11 protein-coding genes and 1 pseudogene are annotated in these 15,791 nt (G+C 63.0%); 5 read left to right on the forward strand and 7 right to left on the reverse strand.

What is annotated here, in order from left to right:
* Positions 1-5: 5 nt before the first annotated feature.
* From ntrC to glnA, 4 genes are all read right to left on the reverse strand, one after another.
* Positions 6-1,442, reverse strand: coding sequence for a nitrogen regulation protein NR(I) (ntrC, locus tag CC207_RS13315; protein WP_028688408.1), 1,437 nt, complete (start codon positions 1,440-1,442; stop codon positions 6-8).
* Entirely contained in the window at positions 1,439-2,524 is a 1,086-nt protein-coding gene (gene glnL, locus CC207_RS13320) for a nitrogen regulation protein NR(II) (protein ID WP_062362614.1), read from the reverse strand. The genes ntrC and glnL overlap by 4 nt, the downstream gene beginning before the upstream one ends.
* A 254-nt stretch (positions 2,525-2,778) precedes the next feature.
* On the reverse strand, positions 2,779-3,321 hold the full coding sequence (locus tag CC207_RS13325; protein WP_088852236.1) for a chorismate mutase: 543 nt from the start codon (positions 3,319-3,321) through the stop codon (positions 2,779-2,781).
* 145 nt (positions 3,322-3,466) lie between these two features.
* Positions 3,467-4,873, reverse strand: a complete 1,407-nt coding sequence (gene glnA / locus CC207_RS13330; protein WP_028688405.1) for a type I glutamate--ammonia ligase — start codon at positions 4,871-4,873, stop codon at positions 3,467-3,469.
* 414 nt (positions 4,874-5,287) lie between these two features.
* Between glnA and thiI the strand changes: the two genes are divergently transcribed.
* Positions 5,288-6,742, forward strand: coding sequence for a tRNA uracil 4-sulfurtransferase ThiI (thiI, locus tag CC207_RS13335; protein WP_028688404.1), 1,455 nt, complete (start codon positions 5,288-5,290; stop codon positions 6,740-6,742).
* Positions 6,743-6,869: 127 nt separating this feature from the next.
* Positions 6,870-8,690, forward strand: a complete 1,821-nt coding sequence (typA, locus tag CC207_RS13340; protein WP_028688403.1) for a translational GTPase TypA — start codon at positions 6,870-6,872, stop codon at positions 8,688-8,690.
* 115 nt (positions 8,691-8,805) lie between these two features.
* Here typA and CC207_RS13345 read toward each other — a convergent pair whose 3' ends face one another.
* Complete coding sequence (locus CC207_RS13345; protein WP_028688402.1) at positions 8,806-9,210, reverse strand: YkgJ family cysteine cluster protein; 405 nt, start codon at positions 9,208-9,210, stop codon at positions 8,806-8,808.
* Between the two features lie 198 nt (positions 9,211-9,408).
* On the opposite strand from CC207_RS13345, the gene CC207_RS13350 reads away from it, so the two are divergent.
* From CC207_RS13350 to CC207_RS13360, 3 genes are all read left to right on the forward strand, one after another.
* Entirely contained in the window at positions 9,409-11,874 is a 2,466-nt protein-coding gene (locus CC207_RS13350) for a glycogen/starch/alpha-glucan phosphorylase (protein ID WP_088852237.1), read from the forward strand.
* Between the two features lie 163 nt (positions 11,875-12,037).
* Positions 12,038-13,048, forward strand: coding sequence for a class 1 fructose-bisphosphatase (locus CC207_RS13355; RefSeq protein WP_028688400.1), 1,011 nt, complete (start codon positions 12,038-12,040; stop codon positions 13,046-13,048).
* A gap of 3 nt (positions 13,049-13,051) precedes the next feature.
* Entirely contained in the window at positions 13,052-13,648 is a 597-nt protein-coding gene (locus tag CC207_RS13360; RefSeq protein ID WP_028688399.1) for a DUF924 family protein, read from the forward strand.
* A gap of 122 nt (positions 13,649-13,770) precedes the next feature.
* Here the strand turns inward: CC207_RS13360 and CC207_RS28330 are convergent, their stop codons facing one another.
* Both CC207_RS28330 and CC207_RS28335 read right to left on the reverse strand, forming a co-directional pair.
* Positions 13,771-14,601: a methyl-accepting chemotaxis protein gene (locus CC207_RS28330; protein WP_371916451.1), complete on the reverse strand. Its 831-nt coding sequence runs from the start codon at positions 14,599-14,601 to the stop codon at positions 13,771-13,773.
* A 24-nt stretch (positions 14,602-14,625) separates the two neighbouring features.
* Positions 14,626-15,663: pseudogene (locus CC207_RS28335) on the reverse strand (cache domain-containing protein); the annotation flags it as partial.
* Positions 15,664-15,791: the final 128 nt, after the last annotated feature.

Here is a 15,791-nt window from a genome sequence, read left to right on the forward strand (position 1 = left end):
GATGGTTAGTGATCTTCACCTTCATCGTCATCCGAACCATCTACTTTCATCCCCAACTCCTTGATCTTTCGCGTCAAGGTATTGCGCCCCCACCCCAGCAACAGCGCTGCATCACGACGACGTCCGGCCGTATGCTTGAGCGCGGTCTCGATCATGATCCGCTCGAAGCTCGGCACGGCGCTGTCGAGCAAACTTGACTGGCCACGGGCCAGGGCCTGGTCGGCCCACTGGCGCAAGGCCTGTTCCCAGTTGGTCACGGGCGCTGCGTCCTGGGGCAGGTTGAGCAGCTCCGGCGGCAGGTCGCCGACCAGCACTTCGCGGCTGGAGGCCATCACCGTGATCCAACGACAGGTGTTCTCCAGCTGGCGCACGTTGCCCGGCCAGGGCAGGTTGCGGATGAATTCCTCGGTCTCCGGCTTGAGCAGCTTGGGTTCCACCGCCAGCTCCTGGGCGGCGCGACCTAGGAAATGGCGGGCCAGGGCCGGGATGTCCTCGCGCCGGTCCGCCAGGCGCGGTATATGGATGCGGATCACGTTGAGGCGGTGGAACAGGTCTTCACGGAACTTGCCGGCCTGCACCAGCGACTCGAGGTTCTGGTGGGTGGCGGCAATGATGCGCACATCCACCTTTACCGGCACATGGCCGCCGACCCGGTAGAACTCGCCATCGGCCAGCACCCGCAGCAGGCGGGTCTGGGTGTCGGCGGGCATGTCACCGATCTCGTCGAGGAACAGCGTGCCGCCGTCGGCCTGCTCGAAACGCCCACGACGCAGGTTGGCGGCGCCGGTAAAGGCGCCTTTCTCATGGCCGAACAGCTCGGACTCCATCAGGTCCTTGGGGATCGCCGCCATGTTCAGGGCGATGAACGGCGACGCCGCACGCGGGCTGTGACGGTGCAGGGCGTGGGCTACCAGCTCTTTACCTGTGCCGGACTCACCGTTGATCAGCACGGTGATGTTGGAGTGGCTGAGGCGACCGATGGCGCGGAACACCTCCTGCATCGCCGGCGCCTCGCCGATGATCTCGGGCGTGCGGGTCAGTGCCTGGGGCACTTCCAGGGCCTGCTGTTCCTGGGCATGCTGGTTGGCGCGCTTGACCAGTGACACCGCCTCGTCGACATCGAACGGCTTGGGCAGGTATTCGAAGGCGCCGCCTTGGTAAGAGGCCACCGCGCTGTCCAGGTCGGAGTGGGCGGTCATGATGATCACCGGCAGCCCTGGGTGCTGTTCGCGGATCTGGGCGAGCAGGTCAAGGCCGCTGGCGCCGGGCATGCGGATGTCCGAGATGATCACATCCGGTTGCTGGCGGGCCAGGCGGCCCATGACGCCGTCGGCGCTGTCGAAGCTCTGGGTGGTCATGCCTTCCTGCTGCAGGGCCTTTTCCAGGACCCAGCGGATGGAACGATCATCATCGACGATCCAGACGGTTTCACTTCGGCTCATGGGGCGGTGGCTCCTTGTTCCAGGGGCAGGTAGATCGAGAAGGTGGTGTGGCCGGGGTGGCTCTCGCACTCGATCAGGCCCTGGTGCTGGCTGATGATGTTCTGGGTGATGGCCAGGCCCAGCCCGGTACCGTCCGGGCGGCCGCTGACCATGGGATAGAAGAGGGTGTCCTGCAGTTCCGTGGGGATGCCGGGGCCGTTGTCGACGATCTCGATCCGGGCGACCAGGCGGTGGCGCACATGGCCGATGGTGAACTGGCGCACGGCGCGGCTGCGCAAGGTGATGCGGCCCAGGCGCAGCTCGTTCTGCCCGCCGATGGCCTGCATGGCGTTGCGCACGATGTTGAGCACGGCCTGGATCATCTGCTCGCGGTCGATCAGTACGTCCGGCAGGCTAGGGTCGTAGTCGCGCACCAAGGTGATGCAGCCCTGGCTCTCGGCCTCGACCAGGCTGCACACGCGCTCGAGCACTTCGTGGATGTTGGTCATGGCCAGCGACGGCAGCTTGTTCGAGCCAAGCATGCGGTCGACCAGGTTACGCAGGCGGTCGGCTTCCTCGATGATCACGTTGGTGTAGTCGCGCAGGCTTTCTTCCGGCAGTTCACGGGCCAGCAACTGGGCCGCGCCACGGATGCCGCCGAGAGGGTTCTTGATCTCGTGGGCCAGGCCGCGCACCAGCATCTTGGTGGTCTCCTGCTTGCTCAGCTGGGCCTCTTCCTTGGTGATGCGCAACAGGCGATCGCGTGGGTGCACCTCCAGCAACAGCAGGGTCTGGCCCAGGTGCAGGATGGGCGTGACGGCATAGTCGACGGTTATGGTCTGTCCGGTCAGCGAGGTCAGCTGCGCTTCACGCTTGGTGAACGGGTGCGCCTGCTCCACCGCCTGGCGCAACGAATTGAGCGCCTCGGTCGATTCGGTGAACAGCTCGCTAATGAACTGCCCGTGGCTGCGCTGGCCGCTGACGGCCAGAAGCATCTCCGCCGCCGGGTTCATGTACTCCAGGCGCAGTTCAGAATTGAGCAACAGCGTGGCCGTGGTCAGGTTGTCCAGAAGCAGACGGTGCTGTGCATCGCTGATGGTCATAAGGCGTCGTTGACCTCTTTTGGCACAGTGGCGCCCAAGGGCTCAGGCCTGGGGCGCGCACGGAAGAGTGCTGGATGCAGTGAAAATGCAAGAACCAAACCAAGGCTCCGAAAAGAAGCGGAAATTCCGGATAAAGACTCGGAAATGCGCGAATTCGAGCCAGAAAGCCTTGGTTTATCGATTCTTGTGACCCAAATTGGGGTACATGATGGGGCGGCTTGCGCAATCATGCACCAATATGGAGCATAGGGCGGTCAGCGCAATTTGCACAGCTGGGCGCTGGCGCGAACCAGGGCGAGGTGGCGCGTGGTGTCCTGGGCGCGTTGCTGCAGGGCGTCGGCCAAGTGGTTGGCGCAATTGGCCGGCGGGGTCTGGTCAAAGCGGGCGAGGGCGCTCAGCAGCTGTTCCTGCAGCAGATCCAGTTCCGGGCGCACGTCGTTGGCCAGGTCGCGGCGTGGCAGGGCTGGCGCTTGACGGGCGCGATGCCAGGTGTCGAGCAGGTGGTACTGCAGGAGCTTGTTGGCTTCGATCTGGTCGGCAAAAAAGGCCTCGACGCGTGCCGGATCCAGGTGGTGAGCGACGGCGGCCTGCCGTGCACTGGCCAATACCTGCTGCTCGCGGGCGCTGGCCTGCACCGGTTGTTGGTGATCCCACTTGTGCAGGGCGACCGCTTCGGCCAGGTCCAGGCGCCGGTCAATGGTGGCAAGCAGCTGATCCAGGGTTGGCGTGACGTTCGGTGAGGTGGCACAGCCGGATAGGGCGAAGCAGCAGGTCAGGGCGAGGGTGGTGGCACGCATGGCGATCTCCTTGGGAATGAAGCCTCGAGTGTCGCCTTTGGCTGTGTGGCGGCTAATAGGTGTTGTCCGATTATGAGGGTATGAAAAAGAAACGGCCTCCCGAGGGAGGCCGTCCTGATGTCATCGACGCGGGGCGCCGATCATATCAGCAGCTGTAGTACAGCTCGTATTCCAGCGGGTGCACGAAGGTGCGGACCTTGATCTCTTCTTCGCTCTTCAGCTCGATGAAGGCATCGATGAAGTCGTCGGAGAACACGCCGCCCTTGGTCAGGAACGCACGGCCCTTGTCCAGCTCTTCCAGGGCTTCCTTCAGGCTGCCGCACACTTGCGGGATGTCTTTCGCCTCTTCAGGCGGCAGGTCGTACAGGTTCTTGTCGGCGGCATCGCCTGGGTGGATCTTGTTCTGGATGCCGTCCAGGCCTGCCATCAGCAGGGCCGCGAAGGCCAGGTATGGGTTGGCCGACGGGTCCGGGAAGCGTGCTTCGATACGGCGGGCTTTCGGGCTACCGACGTACGGAATACGGATCGAGGCGGAACGGTTGCGAGCCGAGTAGGCCAGCATTACCGGGGCTTCGAAACCTGGGACCAGACGCTTGTAGGAGTTGGTCGAAGGGTTGGTGAAGCCGTTCAGGGCCTTGCCGTGCTTGATGATGCCGCCGATGAAGTACAGGGCGGTATCGGACAGGCCGGCATAGCCTTCGCCGGAGAAGGTGTTCTTGCCGTCTTTCCAGATCGACATGTGCACGTGCATGCCCGAGCCGTTGTCGCCGTACAGAGGCTTGGGCATGAAGGTGGCGGTACGGCCATAAGCGTCGGCAACATTGTGCACGACATACTTCAGGGCCTGCACTTCATCCGCTTTCTTGACCAGGGTGTTGAACTTGACGCCGATCTCGTTCTGGCCGGCGGTCGCCACTTCGTGGTGGTGAACTTCGACGGTCTGGCCCATTTCTTCCAGGGCATTGCACATAGCAGTACGGATTTCGTGGTCGTGGTCGAACGGCGGAACCGGGAAGTAGCCGCCTTTCACGCCCGGACGGTGGCCTTTGTTGCCGCCTTCGACGTCAGCGCCGGTCATCCACGAGCCTTGCTCGGAGAAGATCTTGAACATCGAACCGGAGATGTCCGACTGGAACTTCACTTCGTCGAAGATGAAGAACTCAGGCTCTGGGCCAGCGAACACGGTGTCACCGATGCCGGTGCTCTTCAGGTACTCTTCGGCGCGCTTGGCGATGCCGCGCGGATCGCGATCGTAGCCCTGCATGCTCGACGGATCGACGATATCGCAGGTGATGATCAGGGTCGGCTCTTCGGTGAACGGGTCCAGCACGGCGGTTTCGTCGACCGGCATCAGGATCATGTCGGAGGCTTCGATGCCTTTCCAGCCAGCGATGGAGGAACCGTCGAACATCTTGCCGACTTCGAAGAAGTCTTCGTCCAGGCCATCGCGCGCCGGCATGGTCACGTGATGCTGAATGCCCTTGGTGTCCGTGAAACGCAGATCAATCCACTTGACGTCATGATCTTTGATGAGTTGAACCGACTTCGACATGTTGTCCTCCGGATGGTCTAGGGCGCAGTTGGCCGCTGCCCTGGAAAAAGGGTGTCGCTGGGCGCGGATAGTCGGCCAAGCGTACCTGCCTCACAAGGGAGCAAATTGCATGCCAGTGCCCAAAAATGGCGAGAGTGGGATGAAAGGGGGCGTTGGCGGGCATTTCTTGGAGGGGTGGAGTGTAGCTTTGCACTCATAAGATGCGTTTTTGGGTGTAGGTGCACCATTGTGGTGCTTTCGTGCTGGCGTGGGCCTCATCGCGGGGCAAGCCCGCTCGCACGCAGCAGGCCGACGAGGGGTGGCGCGGCCAACATAAATCGCACCTTCTGTACAAAAGTTGCTCAAACCTTGAGCGATTTCCGCTATAATTCGCGCCCCCTATTTTCGGCAGGCCCTGTGCGCGCTGTTAAACCAATGAAACTTATCGTCAAAGTCTTCCCAGAGATCACCATCAAGAGCCGGCCGGTGCGCAAGCGCTTCATCCGTCAGCTCAGCAAGAACATCCGCAACGTGCTCAAGGATCTCGATCCTGAGCTCGCGGTCGATGGTGTCTGGGACAATCTCGAAGTGGTCACCCGCATCGAGGACGAAAAGATCCAGCGCGAAATGATCGAGCGCCTGCGCTGCACCCCGGGCATCACTCACTTCCTGCAGGTGCAGGAGTACCCACTGGGCGACTTTGACGACATCGTCGAGAAGTGCAAGCAGCACTTCGGTCACTTGCTCGCCGGCAAGTACTTCGCCGTGCGCTGCAAGCGCGGCGGCCACCACGACTTCACCTCGATGGACGTCGACCGCTACGTCGGCAGCCAACTGCGCCAGCAATGCGGCGCTGCCGGCATCGAGCTGAAGAAGCCCGAAGTGCTGGTGCGCATCGAGATCCGCGATCAGCGCCTGTACGTGATCCACAATCAGCACAACGGCATCGGTGGTTATCCGCTGGGCGCCCTGGAGCAGACCCTGGTGCTGATGTCCGGTGGCTTCGACTCCACCGTGGCGGCCTACCAGATGATGCGTCGCGGCCTGATGACGCACTTCTGCTTCTTCAACCTCGGTGGCCGCGCCCACGAACTGGGCGTGATGGAAGTGGCCCACTTCCTGTGGAAGAAGTACGGCAGCAGCCAGCGCGTGCTGTTCATCAGCGTGCCGTTCGAGGAAGTGGTCGGCGAAATCCTCAACAAGGTCGACAACAGCTACATGGGTGTCACGCTAAAGCGCATGATGCTGCGCGCTGCCGCCCGCATGGCCGACCGCCTGCAGATTGATGCCCTGGTCACCGGCGAGGCGATTTCCCAAGTCTCCAGCCAGACGTTGCCGAACCTGTCGATTATCGATTCGGCCACCGACAAGCTGGTGCTGCGCCCGCTGTTGGCCAGCCATAAGCAGGACATCATCGACCAGGCCACCGAAATCGGCACCGCCGACTTCGCCAAGCACATGCCCGAGTACTGTGGCGTGATCTCGGTAAACCCGACCACCCATGCCAAGCGCCACCGCATGGAGCACGAAGAGAAGCAGTTCGAGATGGAAGTACTGGAGCGTGCCCTGGAGCGCGCCAAGTTCATTTCCATCGACCACGTGATCGATGAACTGGGCAAGGACATCGAAGTCGAGGAAGTGGCCGAGGCGCTGCCCGGTCAGATCGTCATCGACATTCGTCACCCTGATGCCCAGGAAGACGAACCCCTGGCGCTGGACGGTATCGAAGTCCAGGCCATGCCGTTCTACGCGATCAACAGCAAGTTCAAGCACCTGGACCCCACGCGCCAGTACCTGCTGTATTGCGACAAGGGTGTGATGAGCCGTCTGCACGCACACCACCTGCTCAGTGAGGGACATGCCAATGTGCGTGTTTATCGTCCGACATAAGACGCCAGGGCTGTATGGCGGCAGCATCCGCCATCGCCCTCCCGACCGCCGGGCCCGCTGAGCCTTAAACAGTACATATTGGCCGCCTACACTGGCGGCAACCGAATCCTCTGATCGAGATACAGTTGTGATCGAAAATCTGCGTAACATCGCCATCATCGCCCACGTTGACCATGGTAAAACCACCCTGGTCGACAAACTCCTGCGCCAGTCCGGCACCCTGGAGCGTAACGAGCTCAACGACGAGCGCGTCATGGACTCCAACGATCAGGAAAAAGAGCGCGGCATTACCATTCTGGCGAAGAACACCGCCATCAACTGGAACGGCTACCACATCAACATCGTCGACACCCCCGGCCACGCCGACTTCGGTGGCGAGGTCGAGCGTGTAATGTCGATGGTCGACTCCGTGCTGCTGCTGGTCGACGCCCAGGACGGCCCGATGCCGCAAACCCGCTTCGTGACCAAGAAGGCCTTCGAAGCCGGTCTGAAGCCGATCGTCGTGATCAACAAGGTCGACCGTCCGGGCGCGCGTCCTGACTGGGTTCTGGACCAGATCTTCGACCTGTTCGACAACCTCGGTGCTACCGACGAGCAGCTGGACTTCAAAGTTGTCTACGCCTCGGCCCTGAACGGCATCGCCGGCCTGGACCACACCGAAATGGGTGAGGACATGACCGCGCTGTACCAGTCGATCGTCGACAACGTACCCGCACCGTCGGTTGACCGTGACGGCCCGTTCCAGATGCAGATCTCCGCACTGGACTACAACAGCTTCCTCGGTGTTATCGGCGTTGGCCGTATCGCCCGTGGTCGCGTCAAGCCGAACACCCCGGTTGTTGCCATCGACACCGAAGGCAAGAAGCGCAACGGTCGTATCCTCAAGCTGATGGGCCACCACGGCCTGCACCGCGTCGACGTCGAAGAAGCCCAGGCTGGCGACATCGTCTGCATCAGCGGTTTCGACGAGCTGTTCATCTCCGACACCCTGTGCGCCCCGGATACCGTCGAGGCGATGAAGCCGCTGACCGTTGACGAGCCAACCGTTTCGATGACCTTCCAGGTCAACGACTCGCCGTTCTGCGGTAAAGAAGGCAAGTTCGTCACCAGCCGTAACATCAAGGACCGCCTGGACAAAGAGCTGCTGTACAACGTTGCCCTGCGCGTTCAGGAAACCGATTCCCCTGACAAGTTCAAGGTATCGGGCCGTGGCGAGCTGCACCTGTCGGTACTGATCGAAACCATGCGCCGTGAAGGCTTCGAGATGGCCGTGGGCCGTCCTGAAGTGATCATCCGCGAAGTCGACGGCGTCAAGCAGGAACCGTTCGAGAACGTCACCATCGACATCCCTGAAGAATCCCAGGGCAAGGTCATGGAAGAGATGGGTCTGCGTAAAGGCGACCTGACCAACATGGTTCCGGATGGCAAGGGCCGTGTTCGCCTGGAATACAACATTCCAGCCCGTGGCCTGATCGGTTTCCGTAACCAGTTCCTGACCCTGACCAACGGTGCAGGCATCCTGACCTCGATCTTCGATCGTTACGACACCATGAAGTCGGGCCAGATGTCCGGCCGCCTGAACGGTGTCCTGGTTTCGGTCGAGACCGGCAAGGCCCTGACCTACTCGCTGGAAACCCTGCAGGCTCGCGGCAAGCTGTTCGTTGAACACGGCCAGGAGATCTACAACGGTCAGATCATCGGCCTGAACAGCCGTGACAACGACCTGGGCGTGAACCCGACCAAAGGCAAGAAGCTCGACAACATGCGTGCTTCGGGCAAGGACGAAGTCATCGCCCTGGTTCCGCCGGTTCGCCACACTCTGGAGCAGGCCCTGGAATTCATCCAGGACGACGAGCTGTGCGAAGTGACGCCGAAGTCGATCCGTCTGCGCAAGAAGATCCTCGATGAAGGCGAGCGTACCCGCGCTGCCAAGAAAGCCAAGAACTGAGTCATTAGTTCAGGCTGAATGAAAACGCCCCCGGTCGAAAGGCCGGGGGCGTTTTTGTTTGCCTTGAGAAATTGGGGCCGCTTTGCAGCCCCGGGATTTCACAAGCAAAGCAGGATCAGCGGGTAGCCACCTTGGGCTTGTACGCACAATACCCCGGGCGCGGACCGATCTTGGGGTGATTGCGGCAGGTATCCGGGCGCTTGTCATAAATGGTGCACAGCCGGCTCTTGCGGTCCAGATAGAGGCAGTCGTCGTTGCTCATCCGGGTCAAGGTGAAGATCCCCGACTTCTGGTTGAAGCGTTCGATGATGCCGTCCTTCTGCAGGCGCTTGGCGATGTTCTTCGGCGGCTCGTCCTTCTCGAACTCGTCCACCACGCCGATACGGATCAGATCCTTGATCTTCACCTCCACCGGCAAGGTGCAGCAGGTCGAGTGGCAGCCACCGCACATGTGGCTGGCATAGCGCTGCCAGGTCTCCAGGCGGTCGACTTCGGCGGCGGCGATCAGGGTCGGTTTCATGGTTACGGTTTTATTCTTGCAAGGGAAATCACGGTTTTGGGGCGCGCGATGATACCGGAGTTGTTCAATTTGTGAACAACCTTTTGCCGGTTTCTCCAGCGGTGGATGAAAACCGCGAACCGTCGCTGTCGCTCCGTGTCAGAGCGTCTAGGCTGAACAATCTCCCTGCGCTTTCGCCCATTTGCCCGAGGATGCCCCATGTCCCAGGAAACCGAAGCCCGTGACGAAAAGCACCATAGTGCAGAGGTGGCGGCCTTTCGCGCCGCCGTGCTGGCCAAGCTGACCTACGCGGTCGGCAAGGATCCGGAACACGCCTTCGACCATGACTGGTTCGAGGCCATCGCCCTGGCCGCCCGCGACCACATGGTCGATCACTGGATGGACCATACCCGCCAGGCCTACAGGCGCAGCCAGAAGCGCGTCTACTACCTCTCCCTCGAGTTCCTCATCGGCCGCCTGCTGTACGACAGCCTGAGCAACCTCGGCTACCTGGAGATCGCCCGCGAGGCCCTCGAAGGTCTGAACGTGGACCTGGAGCGCATCCGCCTGCTCGAGCCCGACGCGGCGCTGGGCAACGGCGGCCTGGGTCGGTTGGCGGCGTGTTTCATGGAAAGCATGTCGACCCTGGGCATCGCCGCCCATGGCTACGGCATCCGCTACGAGCATGGTTTGTTCCGCCAGGCGGTGGTCGATGGCTGGCAGCAGGAGCAGACCGAAAACTGGCTGGATTTCGGCAACCCCTGGGAGTTCGAGCGCGCCGAGGTGATCTACCCGATCAGTTTCGGCGGCAGCGTTGAAACCGTGCACGAGGGCAACGGCCAGCAGCGCCAAGTCTGGTCACCGGGCGAAACGGTGCGGGCGGTGGCCTACGACACGCCGGTGGTCGGCTGGCGCGGTTCCAGCGTCAATACCCTGCGCCTGTGGCGGGCCCGGGCCCTGGAAGAGCTGCACCTGGAGCGCTTCAACGCTGGCGACCATCTGGGCGCGGTAGCCGAGGTGGCCCGCGCCGAGAGCATCTCGCGGGTGCTGTACCCGGCCGACAGCACCGAGGCCGGCCAGGAGCTGCGCCTGCGCCAGGAGTACTTCTTCGTCTCCGCCTCGCTGCAGGACCTGCTGCGCCGCCACCTGAACATGCACAAGGATCTGCTCAACCTGCCGGACGCCGCGGCGATCCAGCTCAACGACACCCATCCGTCGATCGCCGTGGCCGAACTGATGCGCCTGTTGGTGGACCAGCACGAAATCCCCTGGGACAAGGCCTGGGCGCTGACCGTCGGAACCTTGGCCTACACCAACCACACCCTGCTCCCCGAGGCCCTGGAAACCTGGCCGGTGGCGCTGATGGAGCGCATGCTGCCGCGGCACATGCAGATCATCTACCTGATCAACGCCTACCATATCGATGCCCTGCGGGCCAAAGGCCTGCATGACTTCGACGTGCTGCGCGCGGTGTCGCTGATCGAAGAGGACAATGGCCGGCGGGTGCGCATGGGCAACCTGGCGTTTCTCGGTTCGCACAGCGTCAACGGCGTGTCGGCGCTGCACAGCAAGCTGATGAAGAGCACGGTGTTCGCCGAACTGCACAAGCTCTACCCGCAGCGGATCAACAACAAGACCAACGGCATTACCTTCCGTCGCTGGCTGTACCAGTCCAACCCGCAGCTCACGGCGATGCTGATCGAGGCGCTGGGCCCCGAGGTACTGGACGATCCGGAAGGCAAGCTAAAGGGGCTGGCGCCGTTTGCCGACAACGCCACCTTCCGCAAGCAGTTCGCCGCCCAGCGCCTGCACAGCAAGCGCGCCCTGGCCAGCATCATCCAGGACCGGCTGGGGGTGACTGTCAATCCGGAGGCGCTGTTCGACGTCCAGGTCAAGCGTATCCATGAGTACAAGCGCCAGTTGCTCAACCTGCTGCACACGGTGGCGCTGTACCAGGCGATCCGCAATGACCCCAGCACCGACTGGGTGCCGCGGGTGAAGCTCTTTGCCGGCAAGGCGGCGGCCAGTTATCACCAGGCCAAGCTGATCATCAAGCTGGCCAACGACATCGCCCGGGTGGTCAACAACGACCCCACGGTGCGTGGCCTGCTCAAGGTGGTGTTCCTGCCCAACTACAACGTCAGCCTGGCCGAGAGCATCATCCCGGCGGCGGACCTGTCCGAGCAGATCTCCACCGCCGGCTACGAGGCGTCCGGTACCAGCAACATGAAGTTCGGACTCAATGGCGCGCTGACCATCGGCACCCTGGATGGCGCCAATGTCGAGATGTGCGAGCAGGTGGGCGCCGAGAACATGTTCATCTTCGGCCTGACCGCCCAGCAGGTGGAGGCACGCAAGCGCAGCGGCGATTTCGGCGCCGCCGCGGCGATCGCCGCCTCCCATCGCCTGGGTGATGTGCTGCAGGCGATCCGCAGCGGGGTGTTCTCGCCGGACGACCCGGCGCGCTATGCCGGATTGGTGGATGGATTGATCGCCTATGACCGCTTTCTGGTATGCGCCGACTTTGATGCCTACTGGGACGCCCAGCGACGGGTCGAGGAGCTGTGGCACGCCCCGCAGGACTGGTGGCGCATGGCGGTGCTCAATACCGCGCGGATGGGTTGGTTCTCGTCGGATCGGACCATCCGCGAGTATGCCACCGAGATCTGGAAGGCGTTGGATTGAGGTCCATCGCGGGGCAAGTCGGGCCGCCGCGATGGCTTAAACCGACCACCGGCCGGCAGCTTGCTGAACTCAACCCCGCCCGACGAGTCTCTTTGCTCGCTAGCCCGCCACTCTCCCTGTAAACTGCGGGGGTTTTCTCCCCCTATTCCTTTCGGAGCCATACATGTCCCGCGTTACCCTGAGTCGCTATCTGATTGAGCAGACCCGCAGCAACAATACCCCTGCCGATCTGCGCTTCCTGATCGAGGTGGTGGCGCGTGCGTGCAAGGAGATCAGTCACCACGTGTCCAAGGGCGCCCTGGGCGGCGTGCTGGGCAGCATGGGCACCGAAAACGTCCAGGGCGAAGTGCAGAAGAAGCTCGACGTGATCTCCAACGACATCCTGCTCGAGGCCAACGAGTGGGGCGGCCACCTGGCCGGCATGGCGTCCGAAGAGATGGACAACGCCTACCAGATCCCGGGCAAATACCCGAAAGGCGCCTACCTGCTGGTCTTCGACCCGCTGGACGGCTCGTCGAACATCGACGTCAACGTTTCGGTCGGCACCATCTTCTCGGTACTGCGTTGCCCTAACCAGTACCTGAGCCAGAACGAAAGCCTGAACGAGAATGCCTTCCTGCAGCCAGGCACCGAGCAGGTCGCCGCCGGTTACGCCATCTACGGCCCGCAGACCATGCTGATCCTGACCCTGGGCAACGGCGTCAAGGGCTTCACCCTGGACCGCGAACTGGGCAGCTTCGTCCTGACCCACGAGAACATCCGCGTACCGGAAACCACCGCCGAGTTCGCCATCAACATGTCCAACCAGCGTCACTGGGAAGCCCCGGTGCAGCGCTACGTGGGCGAGCTGCTGGCCGGCGAGACCGGTCCGCTGAAGAAGAACTACAACATGCGCTGGATCGCCTCGATGGTGGCTGACGTGCACCGTATCCTGACCCGTGGCGGCTTGTTCATGTACCCGCGCGACGCCCGCGAGCCGAGCAAGCCGGGCAAGCTGCGCCTGATGTACGAGGCCAATCCGATGTCGTTCATCATCGAACAGGCCGGTGGCGCGTCCACCAACGGTTACGAGCGCATCCTCGACATCAAGCCGCAGAGCCTGCACCAGCGCGTGTCGGTGATCCTCGGCTCGAAGGAAGAGGTCGAGCGCGTCACCGCTTACCACAAGGAGTAAGTCATGCTCGCACCTTGGCAGCCGTTGCTGGAATGGTGGTTCGGTTGGGGCACGAGTGCCCAGGCCGTGGCTGACGAGAAGAACACGCTGTGGTTCGGCAAGCATCACGACGCCGATGCCCAGGCGCTGTTCGGCGAGCTGGTCGAGCAAGCCCTGGCGGGCGGGCTCGACGAGTGGCAGCAGAGCCCCCAGGGCTGGCTCGGTCTGCTGCTGCTGCTGGATCAGCTGCCGCGCATGATCTATCGCGACACGCCGCGTGCCTTCGAGGGCGACCGGCGTGCCCAGGTGGTGGCCATGCAGGGTCTGCAGAAGGACTGGGACTATCAGCTGCTGCCGATCCAGCGGGTGTTCGTGCTGCTTGTGCTGGAGCATGCCGAGGTGCTGGACTGGCAGAACCTGTGCGTCGAGCGTTACCAGACCTTGCTGGACGAGCAGCCCGAGGCCAACCGCCGGTTGTTCGAAGGCTTCCTCGACTATGCCGAGCAGCATCAGCGGGTGATCGCCCGCTTCGGGCGCTTCCCGCACCGCAACCTGGTGCTGAACCGCCCGAGCACCAGCGAGGAGATGGACTTCTTGCTGGAGCCGGGTTCCCGCTTCTGAATAGCCGGGCCTGCTGCGCGGGCCTTTCGCGACACGAGGCCGCTCCTACAGGGAATCGCATCCCCCTGTAGGAGCGGCCTTGCACCGCGATGGGCCGCAAAGCGGCCCCCAGGGCCTTCGAATCAGATCCTGAAACTCCCCACCAGATGCTTCAACCGCTCGACCTGATGTTCCAGGTCGGTGCAGGCACGCAAGGTGCTCTGCAGGTTCTGCACCCCTTCCTGGTTCAGCGTATTGATCTCGGTGATGTCGACATTGATCGACTCGACCACGGCCGTCTGCTCTTCGGTGGCGGTGGCCACCGACTGGTTCATGCCGTCGATCTCGCCGATGCGCTGGGTGACGCTGCCAAGGCGTTCGCCGGCCTGGTTGGCGATGCCCACGCTGCGGTCGCTGTGCTGCTGGCTCTGGTTCATGGTGCTCACGGCCACCTGGGCGCCGGCCTGCAGCTCTTCGATCAGGCGCTGCACCTGTTGCGCCGAGTCCTGGGTCCGGTGGGCCAGGTTACGCACCTCGTCCGCCACCACCGCGAAGCCGCGCCCGGCCTCGCCGGCGCGGGCGGCCTCGATAGCGGCGTTGAGCGCCAGCAGGTTGGTCTGCTGCGAGATGCCACTGATCACATCGAGGATCTGGCCGATGTTCGCCGTATGGTTGTTCAGCGTCTCGATATTGCCGCTGGCGTCGCTGATGCGCGCCGACAGTTGGTTCATCACGTTGATGGTCTCGCCGACCACCTGCTGGCCTTCCTCGGCCAGGCCACGGGCGGCGCTGGAGTGCTGCGAGGCGAGGGCGGCGTTCTGGGCGATTTCCTGGGCGGCGGCACCCAGCTGGTTGATCGCCGCGGCCACGCTGCTGGTGCGGCTCGACTGCTGGTCGGCGTTGTGGATCGAGGCGTTGGAGGCGTTGACCACCTGGCTGGCCACGGCATTCACCTGGCCGGTGGCCGAGGCCACTTCGCGGATCGACTCATGGATCCGTTCGACGAAGCGGTTGAACGACTGCGCCAGGCTGCCGAACTCGTCCTGGGCGTGGATGTTCAGGCGTCGGGTCAGGTCGCCCTCGCCCTCGGCGATATCGCGCATGGCGCGGCCCATGACGTGCAGCGGCTCCATCAGCACGCGGATGAGCAGGCCGAGCAGGGCGATGATCACCACCACCGCGATCAGCGTCGCCACCAGCGCCGAGGTGCGCAGCTCGCCGAGCATGGCGAAGGCCGCGTCCTGGTCCAGCACCAGTGCCACGTACCAGTCCGCCGACGGCACGCCGTCGACATGGGTGAAGCTGATGAACTGCCGGCGGCCTTCGACCTCGACCTCTTTCAGGCCGCTGCCGATGCGCAGGTCGTTGCCGGGGTAGACATCGGCCAGGGTCTTGAGCGCCAGCTCGCCCTTGGGATGGATGAGCACCTTGCCCTCGCCGTTGACGATGAAGGCATGGCCGCGACCGCCGAAGTCCAGGGTGTTGATCAGGTTGCTGATGGTCTGCAAGTCGGTGTCGACACCGCTCACACCAATCATGCGCCCGCCCTGTTGCACCGGGGTGGCCAGGGTGATCACCAGCTTGCCGGCCGAGACCGAGATGTACGGCTCGGTGACGATGGTCTGGCCCGCCGCGCTGGCCGCCTTGTACCAGCCGCGCACGCGCGGGTCGTAGTCGGCGGCGCGGTTGCCCACCGGCACCGACTGCATGCTGCCGTCCTGGCCGCCGAAGTAGGTGAGGATGAAGTTGGCGCTGTACACCGGCAGCGCCAGGATGCGCTCAAGGCTGCCCTTGGCCGGGCCGTCGACGGCGATCTGCTGGGCCACCGAGTTCACCAGCTGGATGCGGCTGTCGAGCCAGGTTCGGATGTTGCCCGCGGTCAGGTTGCCCAGTGACTGCAACGTCGATTCGGTGTCGCTGCGTAGCGACTGGCGCTGCCGGTAGTCGTTGAACAGAACGAAACAGGTAAAGGCGACGGCCACCACGAGGGCGGCGGCCAGCAGGATCTTGTGGCTGAACTTGAGGTTCTTGGTCATTTTTCTTGGAATCTGCGCACGGGCACGAAGGGGAGGGGTGCGGCAAAAGGCCACACCACCGCTCTATGTCGACGCGCAGGAACAAAACATTAATCGTTTGCGCGCCAGGCGACTAACGGCGCACAACG

This window comes from Pseudomonas sp. DrBHI1, assembly GCF_002205115.1.
GTDB classification, from domain to species: domain Bacteria; phylum Pseudomonadota; class Gammaproteobacteria; order Pseudomonadales; family Pseudomonadaceae; genus Aquipseudomonas; species Aquipseudomonas mosselii.